General features: G+C 61.7%; 16 protein-coding genes and 2 tRNA genes. 10 read left to right on the forward strand and 8 right to left on the reverse strand.

Annotated features, from left to right (window positions below):
- Window positions 1-11 precede the first annotated feature (11 nt).
- Both ccoN and OQE62_RS01690 read right to left on the reverse strand, forming a co-directional pair.
- Entirely contained in the window at window positions 12-1,466 is a 1,455-nt protein-coding gene (ccoN, locus tag OQE62_RS01685; RefSeq protein WP_265720249.1) for a cytochrome-c oxidase, cbb3-type subunit I, read from the reverse strand.
- Between the two features lie 146 nt (window positions 1,467-1,612).
- The gene (locus tag OQE62_RS01690) at window positions 1,613-2,833 is read right to left on the reverse strand and encodes an argininosuccinate synthase (protein WP_265720250.1); all 1,221 of its coding nucleotides are present in this window, start codon (window positions 2,831-2,833) and stop codon (window positions 1,613-1,615) included.
- 307 nt (window positions 2,834-3,140) lie between these two features.
- Between OQE62_RS01690 and pyrC the strand changes: the two genes are divergently transcribed.
- From pyrC to OQE62_RS01715, 5 genes are all read left to right on the forward strand, one after another.
- On the forward strand, window positions 3,141-4,172 hold the full coding sequence (pyrC, locus tag OQE62_RS01695; RefSeq protein WP_265720251.1) for a dihydroorotase: 1,032 nt from the start codon (window positions 3,141-3,143) through the stop codon (window positions 4,170-4,172).
- Between the two features lie 289 nt (window positions 4,173-4,461).
- Window positions 4,462-5,127: a ribonuclease T gene (gene rnt / locus OQE62_RS01700; RefSeq protein ID WP_265720252.1), complete on the forward strand. Its 666-nt coding sequence runs from the start codon at window positions 4,462-4,464 to the stop codon at window positions 5,125-5,127.
- Between the two features lie 65 nt (window positions 5,128-5,192).
- Window positions 5,193-8,387: a DEAD/DEAH box helicase gene (locus tag OQE62_RS01705; RefSeq protein WP_265720253.1), complete on the forward strand. Its 3,195-nt coding sequence runs from the start codon at window positions 5,193-5,195 to the stop codon at window positions 8,385-8,387.
- Between the two features lie 346 nt (window positions 8,388-8,733).
- Window positions 8,734-8,934, forward strand: coding sequence for a hypothetical protein (locus OQE62_RS01710; RefSeq protein WP_265720254.1), 201 nt, complete (start codon window positions 8,734-8,736; stop codon window positions 8,932-8,934).
- Window positions 8,935-9,183: 249 nt separating this feature from the next.
- Window positions 9,184-9,384, forward strand: a complete 201-nt coding sequence (locus OQE62_RS01715; RefSeq protein ID WP_265720255.1) for a hypothetical protein — start codon at window positions 9,184-9,186, stop codon at window positions 9,382-9,384.
- A 66-nt stretch (window positions 9,385-9,450) separates the two neighbouring features.
- Here the strand turns inward: OQE62_RS01715 and secF are convergent, their stop codons facing one another.
- From secF to queA, 4 genes are all read right to left on the reverse strand, one after another.
- Window positions 9,451-10,413 (reverse strand): protein translocase subunit SecF, encoded by a 963-nt coding sequence (gene secF / locus OQE62_RS01720; protein ID WP_265720326.1) that lies wholly within the window; start codon window positions 10,411-10,413, stop codon window positions 9,451-9,453.
- Between the two features lie 68 nt (window positions 10,414-10,481).
- Window positions 10,482-12,350 carry a protein translocase subunit SecD gene (gene secD / locus OQE62_RS01725; RefSeq protein ID WP_265720256.1) on the reverse strand — a complete coding sequence of 623 codons (1,869 nt, stop codon included), beginning with the start codon at window positions 12,348-12,350 and terminating at the stop codon, window positions 10,482-10,484.
- A 192-nt stretch (window positions 12,351-12,542) separates the two neighbouring features.
- Window positions 12,543-13,661 carry a tRNA guanosine(34) transglycosylase Tgt gene (tgt, locus tag OQE62_RS01730; protein WP_449288957.1) on the reverse strand — a complete coding sequence of 373 codons (1,119 nt, stop codon included), beginning with the start codon at window positions 13,659-13,661 and terminating at the stop codon, window positions 12,543-12,545.
- 149 nt (window positions 13,662-13,810) lie between these two features.
- Window positions 13,811-14,851, reverse strand: coding sequence for a tRNA preQ1(34) S-adenosylmethionine ribosyltransferase-isomerase QueA (gene queA, locus OQE62_RS01735; protein WP_265720258.1), 1,041 nt, complete (start codon window positions 14,849-14,851; stop codon window positions 13,811-13,813).
- 138 nt (window positions 14,852-14,989) lie between these two features.
- Between queA and OQE62_RS01740 the strand changes: the two genes are divergently transcribed.
- The 4 genes from OQE62_RS01740 (at window position 14,990) to OQE62_RS01755 (ending at window position 17,042) form a co-directional block, all read left to right on the forward strand.
- A tRNA-Leu gene (locus OQE62_RS01740) sits at window positions 14,990-15,076 on the forward strand.
- Window positions 15,077-15,182: 106 nt separating this feature from the next.
- On the forward strand, window positions 15,183-15,734 hold the full coding sequence (locus OQE62_RS01745; protein WP_265720259.1) for a hypothetical protein: 552 nt from the start codon (window positions 15,183-15,185) through the stop codon (window positions 15,732-15,734).
- Window positions 15,735-15,758: 24 nt separating this feature from the next.
- A complete protein-coding gene (locus OQE62_RS01750; RefSeq protein ID WP_265720327.1) occupies window positions 15,759-16,856 on the forward strand; it encodes a cellulose-binding protein in 1,098 nt (365 codons plus the stop codon).
- A gap of 98 nt (window positions 16,857-16,954) precedes the next feature.
- Window positions 16,955-17,042 (forward strand) — tRNA-Leu (locus OQE62_RS01755).
- Window positions 17,043-17,238: 196 nt separating this feature from the next.
- Here OQE62_RS01755 and OQE62_RS01760 read toward each other — a convergent pair.
- On the reverse strand, window positions 17,239-17,559 hold the full coding sequence (locus OQE62_RS01760) for a hypothetical protein (protein WP_265720260.1): 321 nt from the start codon (window positions 17,557-17,559) through the stop codon (window positions 17,239-17,241).
- Between the two features lie 152 nt (window positions 17,560-17,711).
- Window positions 17,712-18,911 (reverse strand): multidrug effflux MFS transporter, encoded by a 1,200-nt coding sequence (locus tag OQE62_RS01765; RefSeq protein WP_265720261.1) that lies wholly within the window; start codon window positions 18,909-18,911, stop codon window positions 17,712-17,714.
- A gap of 158 nt (window positions 18,912-19,069) precedes the next feature.
- Here OQE62_RS01765 and OQE62_RS01770 point away from each other — a divergent pair, with 158 nt between their 5' ends.
- Window positions 19,070-19,627 carry a YbaY family lipoprotein gene (locus OQE62_RS01770; RefSeq protein ID WP_265720262.1) on the forward strand — a complete coding sequence of 186 codons (558 nt, stop codon included), beginning with the start codon at window positions 19,070-19,072 and terminating at the stop codon, window positions 19,625-19,627.
- Window positions 19,628-19,637: the final 10 nt, after the last annotated feature.

Consider the following 19,637-nt stretch of genomic DNA (forward strand, 5'->3'; position numbering starts at 1 on the left):
GGTCTGACCTCCTAAGCCGTCTGCGCCATCGGCACTGTGTTATCACCGCGCGCGGCATTTTCCTTCTCGGTGATGGTGCGGAATACGTTGTAGGCCATCAGGAACATGCCGAACAGGAAGAAGCTGCCGCCGATCCAGCGCACGATATAGCCGGGGTGGCTGGCCATCACACTCTCCACGAAGCTGTAGGTCAGGGTGCCGTCGGCGTTGAAGGCGCGCCACATCAGGCCCTGGGTGATACCGTTGACCCACATGGCGGCGATGTACAACACGGTACCGACGGTTGCCAGCCAGAAATGGGCGTTGATCAGCTTGACGCTGTACATCTCTCTGCGTTTCCACAGCACCGGTACCAGGTGGTACAGGGCACCGATGGAGATCATCGCCACCCAGCCCAGGGCGCCGGAGTGCACGTGGCCCACGGTCCAGTCGGTGTTGTGGGACAGGGCGTTGACCGTCTTGATGGACATCATCGGCCCCTCGAAGGTGGACATGCCGTAGAAGGACAGGGATACCACCAGGAAGCGCAGGGTCGGGTCGGTGCGCAGTTTGTGCCAGGCGCCGGACAGGGTCATGATGCCGTTGATCATACCGCCCCAGGACGGCGCCAGCAGGATTACGGACATCACCATGGCCAGGCTCTGGGTCCAGTCCGGCAGCGCGGAATAGTGCAGGTGGTGGCCGCCGGCCCAGACGTAGATGGAGATCAGCGCCCAGAAGTGCACGATCGACAGCTGGTAGGAATAGATGGGGCGATTGGCCTGCTTGGGCACGAAGTAGTACATGATGCCGAGGAAGGCCGCAGTAAGGAAGAAGCCCACCGCGTTGTGGCCGTACCACCACTGGATCATGGCGTCGGTGGTACCGGCAAACAGCGAGTAGGACTTGAATGCCGATACCGGTACCGCCAGGCTGTTGACGATATGCAGCGCGGCAATGGTGATGATGTAGGCGCCGAAGAACCAGTTGGCCACATAGATATGAGAGGTCCGGCGCTTGGCGATGGTACCGAAGAATACCAGCGCATAGGCGATCCAGATAAACGCAATCAGGATATCAATGGGCCATTCGAGCTCAGCGTACTCCTTGGTGGAGGTGTAGCCCATGGGCAGGGTGATGGCGGCAGCAATAATGACGACCTGCCAGCCCCAGAAAGTGAACGGCACCAGCCAACCGCCCCAGAGCGGTGTCTGGCAGGTGCGCTGCACCACATAGTAGGAGGTGGCAAAGAGCACGCTGCCGCCGAAGGCGAAGATCACCGCGTTGGTGTGCAGCGGGCGCAGTCGGCCGAAGTGGCTGAACGGCTGCCAGAAGTTATTCAACTCCGGCCACGCCAGCTGCGCCGCAATGAGCACGCCCATGCCCATGCCGAAGATACCCCAGACCACCGACATGATGGTGAACTGACGTACCACTTTGTAGTCATAGTCCGGCACTGGGCCGGTCTTTGCCACGGTTGTCGTCATTGTGTTACTTCCGTTGCTATTTAGAATTCGTTTCCGCGGGACGAACGGCGGCCGCCCTCAGGTCTGCGGCTCTACCCCTTTCACGATAGCCGGCGCCGATACGCGGGCGAAGTTTTGTACGCACCATTCCCCCACGACAGCGCTTTTTACAGCAGATCGCGCCCTTTTCCCGCCGCAATGCGCAGGCGCAGCGCATTGAGCTTGATAAAGCCCTCGGCATCCTTCTGGTCGTAGGCGCCGGCGTCGTCCTCGAAGGTGGCGATACGCGCGTCGAACAGGCTGTCTTCGGAGCGGCGGCCCACAGCAGTAACGCTGCCCTTGTACAGTTTCAGGCGTACCTCACCGTTTACCACCGACTGGGACTGGTCGATGGCCGCCTGCAGCATCTCCCGCTCCGGGGACCACCAGTAGCCGTTGTAGATCAACTTGGCGTAGCGCGGCATCAGCTCGTCTTTCATATGCGCCACTTCGCGGTCCAGGGTGATGGATTCGATGGCGCGGTGTGCCCTCAGCAGGATGGTGCCACCGGGGGTCTCGTAGCAGCCGCGGGATTTCATGCCCACATAGCGGTTCTCGACGATATCCAGGCGGCCGATGCCGTTGTCGCCGCCCAGTTTATTGAGGGTTTCCAGCATGGTGGCCGGACTCAGGCGCTCGCCGTCCAGTGCCACCGGATCGCCGTTTTCGAAGGTCAGGGTGATATAGGTGGGTTTGTCCGGTGCCGCTTCCGGGCTCACGCTCCAGCGCCACATATCCTCCTCGGCTTCCGCCCAGGGATCCTCCAGAATGCCGCCCTCGTAGGAGATATGCAGCAGGTTGGCGTCCATCGAGTAGGGGGACTTCTTCTTGCCGGAGGAGAAATCCACCGGGATCTTGTGCTTTTCGCAGTAATTCATCAGCGAGTCGCGGGAGCCCAGGTCCCACTCGCGCCAGGGGGCTATCACCTGGATACCCGGCTTCAGCGCGTAGGCGCCCAGCTCGAAGCGCACCTGGTCGTTACCCTTGCCGGTGGCGCCGTGGGAGATGGCGTCGGCGCCGGTCTCGTTGGCGATCTCGATCAGGCGCTTGGCGATCAGCGGGCGGGCGATGGAAGTCCCCAGCAGGTACTCGCCCTCATAGATGGTATTGGCGCGGAACATCGGGAAGACGAAATCGCGCACATACTCCTCGCGCAGATCGTCGATGTAGATTTCCTTGACGCCCAGGGCTTCCGCCTTGGCGCGCGCCGGTTCCACTTCCTCGCCCTGGCCGATATCCGCGGTGAAAGTCACCACCTCGCAGCCATAGGTTTCCTGCAGCCATCGCACGATCACGGACGTGTCCAGACCACCGGAATATGCCAGTACCACCTTGTCGATTTTGCTCATTGCTATCCTCTGCCGGAAGTGTGCCGCCACTACTCAATGCACGGCGGCGCCGGGCGCTGCAGTGCAGGTGAAGTGTCGATCTGGGGAGATTATTGTTGGAGATGTGCCCAGGGTTGGCGGTCCAGTGTACTGCTCCGCCTTATGTCGGGGCGCGATTGTAGCGCCTCAGACGGCGATCGACTAGCGCCAGAAAGACCACAAGGGAAAAATGGTTATTGAGTGAGCAAACCGGGGGCAGATCGCAATTTCCCGATGCTTCGGTTAGCATCTGCGCCGCAATTCACTGAGCCCGGCCAACGATCAGCACATGACGGATCAAATCACCCTCCGCGCCCCCGACGACTGGCACCTCCACCTCCGCGACGGCGACGCCCTCGAGCGCACCGTCGGCGACGCGGCCCGCCAGTTCCGCCGCGCCATCGTGATGCCAAACCTGGTGCCCCCGGTAGTGGACGCCGAGGACGCTGTCTCCTATCGGCTGCGTATCTGCGAACAGATTCCCGCAGGCAGCCCCTTCGAGCCGCTGATGGTGATCTACCTGACCGACAGGACAGACGCGGAAGTAATCCGGCAGGCACAGGCGGCCGGCGTAGTCGCCGCCAAGCTCTACCCCGCCGGCGCCACCACCAATTCCGATTCCGGTGTTACCGATATCGCCAACATCTACCCGGCGCTGGAGGCAATGCAGGACTGCGGCATGAAACTGCTGCTGCACGGCGAAGTGACCTCTCACGATATCGATATCTTCGACCGCGAGCAGGTATTCATCGAGAAGATCCTGTCCCCGGTGGTAGACGACTTCCCCGACCTGAAAATCGTGCTGGAACACATCACCACCGCCCACGCGGCCGAGTTCGTGCAGAAGGCCCGCGACGGCGTCGGCGCCACCATCACCGCCCACCACCTGCTGTACAACCGCAACCACATGCTGGTGGGCGGCATACGCCCCCACTACTACTGCCTGCCGATCCTCAAGCGCGGCTACCACCAGTCGGCGCTGATCGAGGCCGCCACCAGCGGCAACCCGAAATTCTTCCTGGGCACCGACTCGGCGCCCCACATGCGGGGCAAAAAGGAAACCGCCTGCGGCTGCGCCGGCTGCTACACCGCCTACAGCGCCATGGAGCTCTACGCCGAGGTGTTCGACCGGGCCGGGGCCCTGGACAGGCTCGAGGCCTTCGCCAGCGAATTCGGCCCCGACTTCTACGATCTGCCGCGCAACGAGGGCAGCATCACCCTGGTGCGCAAGCCCTGGGCCCTGCCGCAGAGCCTGGAGATGGGCGGCGAGGAGCTGGTGCCACTGGCCGCTGGCGAGACGCTGAACTGGCAGCTGGTATGATCGGGACTCGGGACTCGGGACTCGGGACTCGGGACTCGGGACTCGGGACTCGGGACTCGGGACTCGGGACTCGGGACTCCAGAATTGTGCCGCAGGAGTCGGAAGGAAAAGAATACGAAAGTCCGACGCGAAGGTCCTGCTACCGGGATTTGTTTGCGGGACTGTCTGCGAGAGGGACCTCGCAGACAAGCCCCCAGGGATGGGTTTACGGCGTGCCCCGCAAACAAATCCCGGTAGCAGGGCCGCCCCAGAATTTGCTTACAGCCACAGAAACCGATAAGGACCCCAAGTGACCCCCGCCGAAGAACCCTCCGGACCCAAAAGCCTGTTAGCCCAGCGGTTTCGCGGTTTCCTGCCCGTGGTGGTGGACCTGGAGAGCGGCGGCTTCAACTCGCGTACCGATGCACTGCTGGAGATTTCCGCGGTGATCCTGGACATGAGTGAAGACGGCGTGTTGTTTCCGTCGGAGACTCACAGCTTCCACCTGGAACCCTTCGAGGGCGCCAATGTGGAGCAGTCGGCGCTGGACTTTATCGGCATCGACCTGGAGTCCCCCGACCGCGACGCCTGGCCCGAGGAAATCGCCCTGCCGGAACTGTTCCGCAAGATCCGCGCCGCGGTGAAGAAACACAGCTGCACCCGCGCCGTGGTGGTGGCCCACAACGCCCACTTCGACCTCGGGTTCATCAACGCCGCCGTAGACCGCTGCGGCGTCAAGCGCAACCCCTTCCACCCCTTCTCCTGTTTCGACACTGCCACCCTCGGCGGCCTCGCCTACGGCCAGACCGTACTGGCCAAGGCCTGCCAGGTGGCCGGTATCCCGTTCGACAACAACAGCGCCCACTCCGCCGAGTACGACGCCGAGAAAACCGCCGATCTCTTCTGCGGTATCGTCAACAAATGGCGGGAACTGGGCGGCTGGCCCCTGGAGGACAAGACGGGAGTCGGGGAATAGGTACCTCGACACCGTCTCTGTCCCTGGCATAGGATTTCGCCTTTTCGTACCCGAGGATCAATTCGATGTCGCTACCCGAGATTACCCGCGGTGCCATTCTCGCCGCCTGTGGCGCGGGCGCCTTCCAGCGGGGCGAGCGCTATGCCGAGGAGCGACGGGTGGTACACCTGCAGATGGATCCCGATGACGGGCTTATCCTGAGTGCCGTCGAAGGCTCCAACTCCGAGCCCTACGAACAGGAAATCAACATTATCCCGGGGCAGCGGCAGGCGCGCATCAGCGGCTATTGCGACTGCCCCGTGGGCTACAACTGCAAGCATGTGGTCGCGGCACTGCTCACACTGATGCAGCAACTAGAGGCCGGCCTGGCCCCCAGCGGCAACAGCCTCGCCCTGGCCAACTGGCAGCGCCGCCTCCGTGCCGCGGAGCGCCCCCCCACCCCCGACACCACTCACCGCGAACAGAGAGTGATCTACCTGTTCGGCGAGAACGACGACGGCGCCCTGGAAATCGGCATGCAGCGGGTGCGCCGCCGCAAGGACGGCACTTGGGGCAAGCCGCTATCCATTCCCGGTGCGCCCTGGAACTACACCAGCAGCGACCACCTGGCACCCGCCGACGCCACCATCGTGGAACTGCTCGGCGACAGCGGCAACGTCGACTGGGAATTCACCCCCGAGGGCCGCCTCGGCGCCATGGCGCTGGTGGAAATTCTCGACAGCGGCCGCGGCATCCTGCCCGCGAACGGCGAGCAGGTGGTACCCGGCGACCGGCGCACCCTCGACTTTTCCTGGGACGGGAACAATGGGCGGGAACAACTGCAGGTCGCCCTCGCGGACTGCGACGGCGACTGGCTGCTCGCCACCACCGAACCGCCCCACTACATCGACATGACAAGCGGGCACTGCGGCCCCATCGACACGCCCCTGTCCAGCGAACAGATTCTGCTGCTGCGGCAGATGCCACCGGTGCCCGAGGAGTCGCAGCTGGAAACCGCCCAGCTGCTGGCCGAACAGCTGCCCGAGGACACATTGCCGCTACCGGTGGACAACCTCGTCGACATCGGCGGAGAGCCCACCCCGCTGCTGCGGCTGGCATACCGGGAGGCGCTCGACTGCCACTACGCGGCCCTCCACTTCGTCTACGACGGATACGAAATCCGCGCCTTCCCGCCCGCCGCCACACAACTGCTGGAAACAGATGGCGGGCAACTGCTGGTGACCCGCGACGGCGATTTCGAACTCGGCGCCATAGACCGGCTGGAGGAACTCGGCTTTACCGGCTACCGCCTGTCCCCCACTGATGTCGGCGACGTGGGCTTCCTGCTGCCCGACACTGAAACCCTGCCCTCGCCCCTGCGCTGGGCGGAATTCCTCGACCGCGATGCGGAGCAACTGCACGAACGCGGCTGGCGTATCGAGAAGGCTGCCGATTTCAAACTGGATGTCACCACCGCCGACAGCCTGTCCGGCGAACTGCACAGCAACAGCCTGGGCATCCAGGTCAATTTCGGCGACGAGCAATTGGAACTGCTGCCGCTGCTCACCCGCGCCCTCGAATACGGCGGCGAACTGCCCGAGGGCGGCCTGATGGTGGAGCTGGGCCGGGACCAGTGGCTGAATATCCCCCGCGACTGGGTAGAGCCGGTACTGGACACCCTGATCGAACTGCACGAGGAGCCAGCGCTCGACAAAAAGGGCCACCTCAAGATGCACCGCCACAACCTGGCGCCGCTGGCCCAGCTCGAGGACGAGCTGGGAGACAGCGATTTCGCCTGGTCCGGCGGCGAAGAGCGCCGCGCACTGGCGCGGGAGCTGAAGAACCTGCAGGGCCTGGAGACGGTGACGCCGCCAGAGGGCCTGCAAGCGGAACTGCGCGACTACCAGCGGGAGGGACTCAACTGGCTGGCCTTCCTGCACCGCTTCCAGTTCGGCGGCATCCTCGCCGACGACATGGGCCTGGGCAAGACACTGCAGACACTGGCGTTTATCCTGCACCTGAAAGAGCGCGGCGAGCTGCGCCGAGCTGCGCTGATCGTCGCCCCCACCAGCCTGCTGGGCAACTGGCTGCACGAGGCACAGAAGTTCACCCCGGGGCTGAGCGCCGTCATCAGCCACGGCACCGACAGGAAACCCAAGCTGCGCAGGCTCAAGGACTACGACCTGGTGATCACCAGCTACGCCCTGGCGCAACGGGATGCGGATATTCTCGCCCGCCACCCCTTCAGCCTGCTGGTACTGGACGAAGCCCAGGCGATCAAGAACCCCCGCGCCAAGGTATCCCAGGCCCTGCGCGGCTATAAAACCACCCAACGCCTGTGCCTCACCGGCACGCCGCTGGAAAACCACCTGGGGGAATTCTGGGCCCAGTTCGATTTCCTGATGCCGGGCCTGCTGGGCAACGACAAATCCTTCAACCGCCTCTACCGCAAGCCCATCGAAAAGGAGGCGGACGAATCCCGCCGGAACCAGTTGCGCAGCCGCACCGCGCCCTTCATGCTGCGCCGCACCAAGGAACAGGTGGCCGGCGAACTGCCGCCGAAAACCGAAATCGTGCAGGCGGTAACCCTGGGCGACAAACAACAGAAGCTCTACCAGACGGTGCGCGCCAGTATGGAGAAGGAAGTGCGCAAACTGCTGGACAGCAAGGGGCTGGCGAAGAGCCATATCCAGGTGCTGGACGCGCTGCTGAAACTGCGCCAGATCTGCTGCGACCCCTCGCTGGTAAAAATCCCCAGCGCGGCGAAAGTGAAGCAGTCCGCCAAACTGGAAGCGCTATTGGAAATGCTCGAAGAGATGCTGGCGGAAGGGCGAAGAATCCTGCTGTTCTCCCAGTTCACCAGCATGCTGTCGATCGTCGAGCGCGAACTGAAAAAACGCGGTGTGGCCCACAGCAAACTCACCGGCCGCACGCGCAAGCGGGACAAGGCCATCGATGCCTTCCAGTCCGGCGAGGTCCCGCTGTTCCTGATCAGCCTCAAGGCCGGCGGCTTCGGCCTCAACCTGACCGCGGCAGACACGGTGATCCACTACGACCCCTGGTGGAACCCGGCCGCGGAAAACCAGGCCACCGACCGCGCCCACCGCATCGGCCAGCAGAAATCGGTTTTCGTCTACAAGCTGATTGCCGAGGGCACCATCGAGGAGCGCATCCAGGAAATGCAGCGGCACAAACAGTCCCTCGCGGATGCCCTGCTGGCCGGCGAGGGAGCGGCGCTGTCCAGCCTCTCCGGCGAGGAGATACTGGAGCTGTTCAGCTGAGCCGGGGGCGCCGGGCCTAAGGCACCGGCAATCCGCTGGCCCCGGACTGTTTCGCCAACGGCAGCGACGACGGCAACCACTGGGTAACTGTCCCTGAGCACAGAGCTTGTGCGGCGATGGGGAATTGCGACCGCACCACACTAGTGCGCCGTGCGGGAAGTTCGCGAACAAAGGAGCACAGACAAAGCGCTCAGATCAAGGCGAGCAAGCGCTGGAATAGCAGGGCTATTTCAAGCTTTCCCAACGCAGAGCTGGTCGCTTTGGCGCAGCGAACTGTTTGCGAACTTCCCGTACGGCACACTAGCATCACCGAAGGGAAGAGAACCGCTTTTCGCGGAGGTGATCCATGAATTCCCCCAAATTCGGCCTGCGCCTGGCCAGCGTAATATTCGGCCTGATGTCCCTGGGCCAGTTGTGGCGACTGGTGGCACAGCCGCAGGTGCTGGTTGCCGGCGCCCCCATGCCGGCATGGCCCAGCGCCGTCGCCTTTGTCCTGCTGCTGGCGCTGTGCATCTGGCTGTGGAGGCTCTCCGGCAAGGCCGGCTGACAGAAACAGGGAGTCACCGGAAGCCCGGTACTGGCCAAGCTCTTGTGTGCTTCCAGTTTCGGGAGCCGGGTCGGAGTGCCATCGGCAACTACCTCCGACTCCGAAGCCTGAATTTGTGTCAGCCAGGCAGAAAAGCGAAGAAAAATATGCGGGTAAAAACGGGAAAACGAGAGTCAAATACCGGACAGGTGATTTTTTGTGCAAACTGGTGTAGAATGGCCCGTTCTCGAAGATAACCGGATAGACATTGTGGCCAAAAAAGCAACCGGCGCATCCAAGCGCAAGCAGCAGCCCACCTCCGTGGAAACCCGCCAGACCATCGAGGAACAGGTACAGGCATTCCTGGCCGGCGGCGGTGAAATACAGCAGGTCCCCAAGGGCGTCAGCGGCCAGACCAGCACTTCCGGTCCCAAGCACATCACCCTGGGCAAGAAACCCCGCACTGCCTGAGTGGCCGGCGATTAGTGGTTGGTGACCGGGTTCCCAACCACTGACCACCAACCACCCAACACTCCCTCAGGGCATCTCGTCTTCCAGCTCTGCCCCTTCCTTCACCGGCGGCATCAGGTCTTCCTTGGTGATATGCAGGGCCATCAGCACGTTTGCGGCAACGTAGACGGACGAATAGGTACCCACTACCACGCCGACGATCAGCGCCAGCGAGAAATTGTGAATCAGCTCGCCGCCGAAGAACTGCAGTGCCCATAGCACCAGCATGGTGGTGAAGGAGGTCATCAGGGTACGGCCGAGCGTCTGGCTGATGGAGATATTGATGATCTCCTCGGAGCTCGCCTTGCGCACCTTGCGGAAATTCTCGCGGATACGATCCGCCACCACGATGGTGTCGTTCAGCGAGTAGCCGATCACCGCCAGTACCGCCGCCAGCACCGTCAGATCGAAATCCAGCCTCAACAGGGCGAAGAAGCCCAGCACGATGACCACATCGTGGGCCAGTGCGGCCACGGCGCCAACGGAAAACTTGTACTGGAAGCGCAGCGCCACATAGGCCATCACCACGATCAGCGCGAACAGCATGCCCAGGCCCCCGTCGTCGCGCAGCTCTTCACCGATCTGCGGGCCCACCATTTCCACGCGGCGCAGGGTCACGTCGCCGCCGGACTGCTGCGCCAGCAGGGTCACCACCTGGTCGCCGATGGATTGGGTCGCCTCTTCATCGCGGGCGCTGAACTGGGTCTGTTCTGCCGCCACCTCCGGCGGCAGCTTGATCAGGATCTCGGTGTCGGAACCGAAGCGCACCACCGAGGCGCCCTCGTAACCGGCGTCCACCAGTTGGTCCCGTACCTCCTCGATGCCGGGTGCCTGTTCGTAACCCACTTCAATCTGGGTACCGCCGGTAAAATCCAGGCCGAACTGCAGGCCGTTCATCACCAGCGCAGCGATGGAGCCCAGTACCAGCACGATGGATGCGCCCGCAGCCAGCTTGCGCCAGCGCATGAAATTGAACACGCGCTTGCCCATATACTCGGTGATGCGGCCGTTTTCCTCTTTGGTTTCCACTGTTTTGCTCTCACTCACGGTCGGCACTCCTATATCCAAAGTTTCTGCACACGGCGACCGCCGTAGAACAAGTTGATGATTGCGCGGGTGCCCATGATGGCACTGAACATGGAGGTCAGGATGCCCACGCTAAGGGTTACCGCGAAGCCCTGTACCGGGCCGGAGCCGATCGCGTACAGGATGACCGCAACGATCAGGGTGGTGATATTGGCATCGACAATGGTGCTGTAGGCATTATCGAAACCGGCTCTGATCGCCGACTGCGGCGGCATACCGTTCCTGATTTCCTCCCGTATTCGCGAGAAGATCAGTACGTTGGCGTCCACCGCCATACCCACAGTCAGCACGATACCGGCGATACCCGGCAGCGTCAGGGTGGCGCCGAGGATCGACATCACCGCCACCAGCAACACCATGTTCAGCCCCAGGGCGATATTGGCGGCGATACCGAAGACCCGGTAGAACAACAGCATGCAGATCAGCACCGCGATCAGGCCGATCTGCACCGACGTCACGCCCACCTCGATGTTGTCGGCGCCGAGCGACGGACCGATTACCCGTTCTTCCACGAAGTACATGGGCGCTGCCAGGGCGCCGGCGCGCAGCAGCAGCGCCAGGTCCTGGGCTTCCCCGGCCTCCAGGCCGGTGGTGCGGAACTGCTTGCCCAGTGCGCTCTGCACCGTCGCCAGGCTGATGATCTGCTTGGTGTCGACGCGCTTCTGCACGGTAATCTCGTTGCCCTGCTCGTCCACCCGGGTTTCAGGCAGGAAGCGGCTCTCGATAAACAGGGTGCCCATGCGCCGGCCGACATTCTTCCAGGTGGCGCGGTGCATCATCTCGCCGCCGCGGGAATCCAGGGTGATGTTCACCTGCGGCATGCCGTTTTCGTCGTAGCCGACGCGGGCGTTGGTGACGCGGTCGCCCTTGATGATGACCTTGCGCTCCAGCCAGGCGCCGCCGTAGGCCTGGCGCTGTTGTTCATTGCGGAATTCGAAGTGCTCCTTGTTGGTCACCAGTTCGTCCGGGCGCGCTTCCATGCGGAATTCCAGGTTGGCGGTCTTGCCGATGATGCGCTTGGCCTCGGCGGTGTCCTGCACGCCCGGCAGTTCCACCACGATGCGGTTGCGCCCCTGGCGTTGCACGATGGGTTCCGATACACCCAGCTCGTTCACCCGGTTGCGCAGCGCCGTCAGGTTCTGGGCAATGGCGTAGTCCTCGAGCTCCTTGATCTTCTCTTCCGACAGGGCCGCGTGGACCTGCAGGTCGTTGCCGCTGCCGGACTCGGTGACCTGCAGGGTCGGGAACTCGCTGCGAATGGTGGAAACCGCCTTGTCCCGCAGCTCATCGGTGCGGAAGCGGGCGACGATCTCGCGGTCGTCCACCAGGTCGACGCTGCGGTAACGGGCCTTGGCCGCGCGCAGCTTGGCCTTGATGTCCTGGGCGTAGCTCTCGAGGTTGGTGCGGACGATAGTGTTGGTGTCCACCTCCATCAGGAAGTGCACACCGCCGGCCAGGTCCAGCCCCAGTTTCATGGGGCTGGCACCCATACTGCTCAGCCACTCCGGCGTGGTGGGCGCCTGGTTGAGGGCCACCACATACTCGCTGTGGCCCAGCGTCTGCTGGATCACGCGCTTGGCCGGCAGTTGCTCCTCGATCGACTCCAGGCGCAGCAGCACAGCGTTGTTGTCGCTGACCTCGCCGCCGAAATACTCGATGCCCGCCTCGTCCAGCGCCCGCTCGGCCTGTTCCAGCACCTCAGGCCCCACAGACATGGCGCTGGACTGGCCGGAGATCTGTACCGCCGGATCCGGCTTGTAGAGGTTGGGCGCGGCGTAGAGAAAGCCGAGGGCCGCGATGACGAGGATCAGGAGATACTTCCAGACGGGGTAGCGATTCATGCTGCTCTCATTGTTGTAGTGTGCGGCCCCGCGGGCCGGTCATTCAAAGCGATGTGGTCGGATATGCGGGCGCACGGGGCCAATTGCAAGGCGCGCGCTCTTTCCGGATCGGGGGCCGATTATACGGGGATGGTGTGCCGGTACAAATGCGGGAGCCCGCCCCGAATCGGGTCCGGGCGGGCTCCCGCGGCATCAGTCGGCGAGCGGCGGCACTTCCCGGCCCAGGCGGCGATAGAAGTCCGCCACGAAGGTCTCCAGCGCGCCGCCGGCAATGGCACCGCGCAGTCCCTGCATCAACCGCTGGTAGTGGCGCAGGTTGTGGATGGTGTTGAGCTGCGAGCCGAGAATCTCGCCGCAGCGGTCCAGGTGGTGGAGATAGCCGCGGGAGAAGTTCTCGCAGGTATAGCAGTCGCAGTCGGCTTCCAGCGGGCCCGTGTCGTGGCGGTGCGCGGCATTGCGGATCTTGACCACGCCCTCCGCCGTGAACAGGTGGCCGTTGCGGGCGTTGCGGGTGGGCATGACGCAGTCGAACATATCCACCCCGCGGCGCACCGCCTCGACGATATCCTCGGGCTTGCCCACCCCCATCAGGTAGCGCGGCCGCTCCGCCGGCATCCGGTGGGCCAGGTGGTCGAGCACCTTGACCATTTCCTCTTTCGGCTCGCCCACCGACAGGCCGCCGATGGCGTAGCCGTCGAAGCCGATCTCCTCGAGCCCGCGCAGGGAGGTGTCCCGCAGCTCCGGGTACATCCCCCCCTGAACGATACCGAACAGCGCCGAGGGGCTGTCGCCGTGGGCCTTTTTCGAGCGCTCGGCCCAGCGCAGCGACATCTCCATCGACTTGCGCGCCTCATCCGCCGTGGCCGGATAGGGCGTGCACTCGTCGAAGATCATGACGATGTCGGAGCCCAAAGACTGCTGCACCTGCATGGATTCCTCCGGCCCCATGAATACCCGGCTGCCGTCCACCGGCGACCGGAAGGACACCCCCTCCTCGGTGATCTTGCGCATCTTGCCCAGACTGAACACCTGGAACCCCCCGGAATCCGTCAGGATGGGCCCGGACCACTGCATGAAATCGTGCAGATCGCCGTGCTCCTCGATCACCTGCGTGCCCGGCCGCAGCATCAGGTGGAAGGTGTTGCCGAGAATGATCTGGGCCCCGATGCCCTCCACATCCCGCGGCAGCATGCCTTTCACGGTGCCGTAGGTGCCCACCGGCATAAACGCCGGCGTTTCCACCACCCCGCGCGGAAAGCGCAAACGCCCGCGTCGGGCCTTGCCCTCCGTGGCGTCCAATTCAAACTGCATAAAGCACTGGCGGCTCAAGGGTAACTCCTGGTTCTCTGTTCGGGACTCGGGGAGGATCATGTCATTATCGGGTTCCACGGCGCCCGAAAGACTAGCTCCCCTCTCCCCTTGGGAGAGGGGCCGGGGGAGAGGGCCGTGGCGGCGCCACCTCACCAGCTACTGACATCCGGATTCCGACTAATCAACATCGCATCCCCATAACTGAAGAAACGGTACTTTTCCGCCACCGCCTCCCGATACGCATTCATCGTCTGCCCGTAACCGGCAAAGGCACTCACCAGCATCAACAGCGTCGATTCCGGCAGATGGAAATTGGTGATCAACCGGTCGATCACCCGGAAGCGGTAACCGGGATAGATAAAGATATCCGTCTCGCCGGTAGTGGGTTTCAACTCCCCTTCCGCCGCAGCGCTCTCCAGCGCCCGCACGCTGGTAGTACCCACGGCGATTACCTTACCGCCGCGGGCCCGGCAGTCCGCCACCGCCCGGCAGACGGACTCCGGCACCTGCATCACCTCGCTGTGCATTTTGTGCTCGAAGATATCGTCCACCCGTACCGGCAGGAAGGTACCGGCGCCCACGTGCAGGGTCACGAACGCTGTCTCCACGCCCTTGCTGCGCAGCGCCTCGAGCATCTCTTCGTCGAAGTGCAGGCCGGCGGTGGGCGCCGCCACGGCGCCCGCCTCGCGGCTGTAGACCGTCTGGTAGCGCTCCTTGTCGGACTCCTCGTCCGGGCGGTCGATATAGGGCGGCAGCGGCATATGCCCCAGCCGCTCCAGCACCGCCAGCGCCCCCTCCGGCGGAAACTCCAGCTCGAACAACGCCTCGTGGCGCGCCGGCATCTGCAGCGCGGTACCGTCCTCCAGCAGTATCTCGCTGCCCGCTTTGGGGGCCTTGCTGGCGCGGATATGGGCCAGCGCGCGGCGCTCGTCCAGCACCCGTTCGATCAGAATCTCCAGCTTTCCGCCGCTGGCCTTGCGCCCGAACAGCCGCGCCGGAATCACCCGCGTATCGTTGAACACCAGCAGGTCGCCGGGCTCCACCAGCTCCGCCAGTTCAGCGAAGCGGCGGTGATCCACCTCGCCGCTGGACCCGTCCAGGCACAACAGGCGGCTGCCGCGGCGCTCCTCGGTGGGCGCGCGGGCGATCAGTTCATCGGGCAGGTCGAAATGGAAATCCTGGCGGCGCATGGCTTCAGTTTAGGTGGTCTCAGAGGGCGCGAAGATTAACGGAAAGCCGCTCCGGCGCCAAATCCGGTTGACCCTAGTATGGCCGTCGCTATAATCAGCTCTGAATCGAGGCAGCCAAACATACGACCTCGAACCGCTGCCAGAGTGGTGAAATTGGTAGACACGACGGATTCAAAATCCGTTGCCTTCACGGGCGTGCCGGTTCGAGTCCGGCCTCTGGTACCAAATACGAAAGTCCGTGATTGCTTTGCCGACACGGGCTTTTTTATTGTACATATCACTCTCCTTGAGTGAAGTGTAAGAAAAGGATAGGCATTGAAAAGGAAATTTAATGACTTCCCCCAGGCAACCTTTCGCGATACTCCTCTTCACAATATCCTTGATACTGGTTGCCAGCTGTGAACTCGGCGAAGGTGAAGTCCAAACTACCCCCCTCGCCGGTTACAAGTCATATCGTCACGATGGCCTGAGCCTGGATTACCCCAACACCTGGGCCTTGGCTTATGATAGCACCCCCTCCATCTATACCACTCGAGGCGTGGGTTTTGAGATTTCTGAATTCTCATCAGCAACCATCCTGATTGAGAAGGATAAAAGACTCATGCTCAGTCAGGTTATGGATCACTTTATCGATGAGCTCCAGCTGGAAACCAAAGACACGATAGAAGACTTCACTAGAAGCACTGCAAAGATCAACGGGCACCCCGCTCAAACCATAAAGTGGAAAGACACCTTCCTGGGTAAAACCCAATACGAGCTTACCGTCGCAAGGGTAACTGACACTCCCTATGATGTTTTTTCGGTTTTCAGCTTAAGTGACGAAGACATTAAAGACGCAACCCCCCATTTAGCTGCCTTCACCAGCAGCATAGGGGTCGAATAAAAAAGGAACTGATTCGTGAGCAGCATGGAAGAGAATTACGATGGAGCTTTGATTAGCGAGCTTGGCGTCAAGAGATACCTAAAAGGCCGGAAAGATATTCAAGTATCGAATATCAATTTTTTCACCCGCGGAGCCGAGACCGAAAAAGCGTGGAAGGCATGCAATTTCGGTTGCCACGGGCCGAGCTACCGCAACTTGATCCGCCCATCATCATTTGGGGAATTCCTACAACCTATCGACGAAACATCACCAGCTCTGGCAGGCATTATCGACGGAGTGCGGCACCAGACTGTCGGCAAGGCCCAGCGGCTAGGCGGAGGAATCAAGCGAACAGGGGAAGGACTAAAGCTCTCAGGGAATGAAGCGTTTCAAAACGTCGGAAATGAAAACTGGGCAGTCTACGAGTTTGCCCAATCCTCTTTCGACAAGCTGACTTCTGTTGAACTGAACAGCCTGGATAACCCCATCTTTCAGATCGTTACCGTCATAATCAATGAATACACATCTGTCATTCCCGAGTGGGTATTGAACGATGCACACCGGGACGGTGCCTTCATACTGCCCGATACCATTGATACTGCCTGGGTACTTAAAGCAATCTCACTACACCTGATTGAGGGTGTCAGCAGAGAAGATCTGAATGAAGCCGTTCACCTGCTTAACGACCCGACCCAGAGATTGATAGGAAAACAGATAGGCATGCGATTGGCATCAGCCATAGGCGCAATTCTTGCGTCTCTCGTCTGTAAAAAGCTAATGGCGCAAAGCCGAGGAATTGATACCGTAAAGCGGGACCTTGCAAAACTAAGATCTCAGGCTAAGAAAGCAAACGGTAGTCTCGGAAAAACCTTACTCGCGCTACTCAATGCACAGGGAGTTTTGAGCCGAGCCGGAGAAGCCAGTCGTCGATTACAGCAAACCAGTCCCCGGATATGGCACATTCTACGCTACCGTCTTAATGGCGCGAATATGGTGTACTTTCTGGTGGAACCGCTGCTACAGGAGTACATCGACCGACTATCCCTTCTTGAAAAGAAGCCGGCTGAATTTGCCAAAGTAATGACTGCTCTGGTCCGCGACAAGCAGACAAGGCAAATTTTCTTTCCGGGGACGGCCTTTTAGGCTCAACATCACAGCTTAATACTGTCAACCGGCACCCCCCCTGAGTCAAATCCGGTTGCCCCTGGGAAGGACCGCCGCCACAATCGCCAGAGCGCTCTACCGGAGTGGTAAAATTGGTAGACACGACGGATTCAAAATCCGTTGGGGGTAAAACCCGTGTCGGTTCGAGTCCGGCCCCCGGTACCATCTCTTTCCCAGCCGCCCTCTTCTCCGCATGGCATGTTGGATGAAAAGAACTGGCGGGCTCAAAATCCGCTGGACTGACATCCTCCCCTGCTACGCAAAGGGGTTCCTCCTTCGAAACACTCATTCCCGAGTGCGAGAATGTACCTGGCCGAAGGTCGACCAAGTTTCTTACATCCCCGGCGCCCCCCTCACACAGTTACCGCAGGCGGTGGTTACGCCGCCTCCTCACGATAAAAACGAACAAAGCGAGAGCGGCAACAGGCCACCACATATAGCGAACGAGAAGCAGGTAAAACTCTTCCCCGATCACACCATTTTCATCGGCAAGCAGAACAGTGTATTGCCCCCCTTCAGGAAAACCGGTTATATAATTTTCCAAGGATGGGGAAAACCGGAAAACCAGAAAGCTCGCAGGATCATCGGGCAATACTATGATCGCCGTAAACAGCTTGACCACCAGCAATACCGCGGCAAAGGCCACCAGAGCCAGAGGAATCTTAAGGTTTTGCAAGGCCATGTTTATTCCTCATCCTGTTGAGCTTATCCATTACCAGGTTTCCCGGGCAGGTGTACCCCTGTCCAGGGAGGTATTCTTTGTGGCCGCCCAATTTTCTTACTCTTGTAAAATGCCCCCGCAAAGTCTTTATCAACGCGTTGGCAGCGACTCGATCAGGACTGCACCAAGACGGCCGCCGACCTGCGCAACGTCAAGAGGGACAGGCCCAGTGCCAGCAGCGCACAGATCGCAATACTGGCCACCAACGGCAGCGGCGTACCGTCGAACACCAGGCTCGACAACACAATCGCCACCGCCCCCGTCAGCATCTGCAATGCGCCGCCCAGTGCGGCGGCAGTGCCGGCGATGGGACCGTGGTCGTCCAGGGACAACACCATCGAGGTGGGCACCACCAAGCCGAGGAAGGAGTTACTCAGCAGCAGCATGGCCACCAGCAATGCAAAGCTGTCGAAGCCGGCGGCGATCAGTGCGCACATGGCCGAGGCGCTGACGGCGAAGCCGGTCACCGCCCATCTGACCACGCTGACCGAACCGAAACGCTCCCCCAGGGTGGCGGCGAACTGGCTGGCGGTGAAAAAGCCCAGCGCGTTCAGCGCGAAAGCGAGACTGAACTGGGTGGACGTCAGCCCGTAGTACTCGGTGTAGAGGAAGGACGACGTGGACAGGAAAACGAAAAAGCTCGCCATTCCCAGACCGCCGATCAGCGTCAGCCCCATATAGCCGGGATCGCAGAACAGGGTGCGGAAGGCCCGCCACATGGCGCCGAACCGGAAGGGTACCCGATCGGCAGGCTGCAGTGTCTCGGGCAGGCCAAAGCCGGCCAACAGCAGGCTCAGTATCGTCGCCAGCGTCACGGCGACAAATACCGACTGCCAGCCGAAGGGGCCGATCAGGGCACTGCCGGCCAGCGGCGCCAGCATCGGTGAAATGGAGATCACCAGCATCACCGTGGTCATCAACCGCGTTGCCTTGGTGCCGGTATAGCGGTCGCGGATGATGGCGCGCGGAATCGACATCACCGCGGCCGCCCCCACACCCTGTACGAATCGCAGCGCAATCAGCCACTCGATGGTGGGCGCGAAAGCACAGCCGATGGAAGCCAATGCAAACAGGATCAGGCCGAAATACAGCGGCGGCTTGCGCCCGAACATATCGGACGCCGGGCCGTAGAACAGCTGGCAGACACCGAAGGCGATAAAGAACGACATCAGCGTATACTGCACCGCCTCCACAGGCGCGCCAAAGCTCTCGGCCATGACCGGGAGCGCCGGCAGGTACATATCGATGGCGAAGGGGCCGACGCAACTCAGCAGGCCGAGAATCAGCGCCATCTTGATCCACTCGTGATTCATAACAACAACTCGTATCCACCCTCTAAACTGCTACCGGGCCCCCGCCGGCCGGCGAGCCAGTCTAGCAGATTGCGCCCCTCACAGCGGAACTTGTGCACTACCGCTGGATCACAGTGCCTCTAAATACCTTCGCACGAATCAGAGAACAGGGAATCGCCATGCGCAAAACCGACTTCCACTCCATTCGCTCCCTACTGTCTTACGGTCTGGCAGCGCTACTGCTGTTCGCGCTGGCCGCCTGTCAGCAGGAAAAAAATCCGCAGCCGACCCCGGACGAGCCGCCACAAAAGAACGGCGTCAGTGAACGGGAAGACGCCGACACTTCCATGAACGGCACCGGGGAACCACTGCAGATCAGCGGACAACTGATCTATCTGCAGCGTATCGCTCTGCCACCAAATGCCGTGGCCACTGTCCAGCTGCGCGACGTATCACTCGCCGATGCGCCGGCCGGGGTCGTTGCCGAACAGGTCATCGAACTGGAGAACCGGCAGATCCCCGTGCCCTTCTCCCTGCGGATAGAGCGCGGCGAGCTGGACCCGCACCGCACCTACTCGGTGGCGGCGAGAATCGAGAACGGGAAGGAGCAGCTGCTCTGGATCACCGACAGCCACCACGGTGTAAATCCCGGCCACAACGGGGATATCGACCTCGGCGATATTCGCCTGACACAGGCGGCTTCAGGCTCTGCGCCCCAACCGGGAGAAAGCCGGTAGCGCTGCACTT

The organism is Microbulbifer halophilus, assembly GCF_026183675.1.
Lineage (GTDB): Bacteria > Pseudomonadota > Gammaproteobacteria > Pseudomonadales > Cellvibrionaceae > Microbulbifer > Microbulbifer halophilus.

Coding starts and splice junctions, on each gene's coding strand:
- tgt (WP_449288957.1), bottom strand. CDS start 13,661: ATGCAGTTTGAATTGGACGCCACGGAGGGCAAGGCCCGACGCGGGCGT.
- OQE62_RS01690 (WP_265720250.1), bottom strand. CDS start 2,833: ATGAGCAAAATCGACAAGGTGGTACTGGCATATTCCGGTGGTCTGGAC.
- secD (WP_265720256.1), bottom strand. CDS start 12,350: ATGAATCGCTACCCCGTCTGGAAGTATCTCCTGATCCTCGTCATCGCG.
- pyrC (WP_265720251.1), top strand. CDS start 3,141: ATGACGGATCAAATCACCCTCCGCGCCCCCGACGACTGGCACCTCCAC.
- OQE62_RS01710 (WP_265720254.1), top strand. CDS start 8,734: ATGAATTCCCCCAAATTCGGCCTGCGCCTGGCCAGCGTAATATTCGGC.
- secF (WP_265720326.1), bottom strand. CDS start 10,413: ATGGGCAAGCGCGTGTTCAATTTCATGCGCTGGCGCAAGCTGGCTGCG.
- ccoN (WP_265720249.1), bottom strand. CDS start 1,466: ATGACGACAACCGTGGCAAAGACCGGCCCAGTGCCGGACTATGACTAC.
- OQE62_RS01745 (WP_265720259.1), top strand. CDS start 15,183: ATGACTTCCCCCAGGCAACCTTTCGCGATACTCCTCTTCACAATATCC.
- OQE62_RS01705 (WP_265720253.1), top strand. CDS start 5,193: ATGTCGCTACCCGAGATTACCCGCGGTGCCATTCTCGCCGCCTGTGGC.
- OQE62_RS01750 (WP_265720327.1), top strand. CDS start 15,759: ATGGAAGAGAATTACGATGGAGCTTTGATTAGCGAGCTTGGCGTCAAG.
- OQE62_RS01760 (WP_265720260.1), bottom strand. CDS start 17,559: ATGGCCTTGCAAAACCTTAAGATTCCTCTGGCTCTGGTGGCCTTTGCC.
- OQE62_RS01770 (WP_265720262.1), top strand. CDS start 19,070: ATGCGCAAAACCGACTTCCACTCCATTCGCTCCCTACTGTCTTACGGT.
- queA (WP_265720258.1), bottom strand. CDS start 14,851: ATGCGCCGCCAGGATTTCCATTTCGACCTGCCCGATGAACTGATCGCC.
- OQE62_RS01765 (WP_265720261.1), bottom strand. CDS start 18,911: ATGAATCACGAGTGGATCAAGATGGCGCTGATTCTCGGCCTGCTGAGT.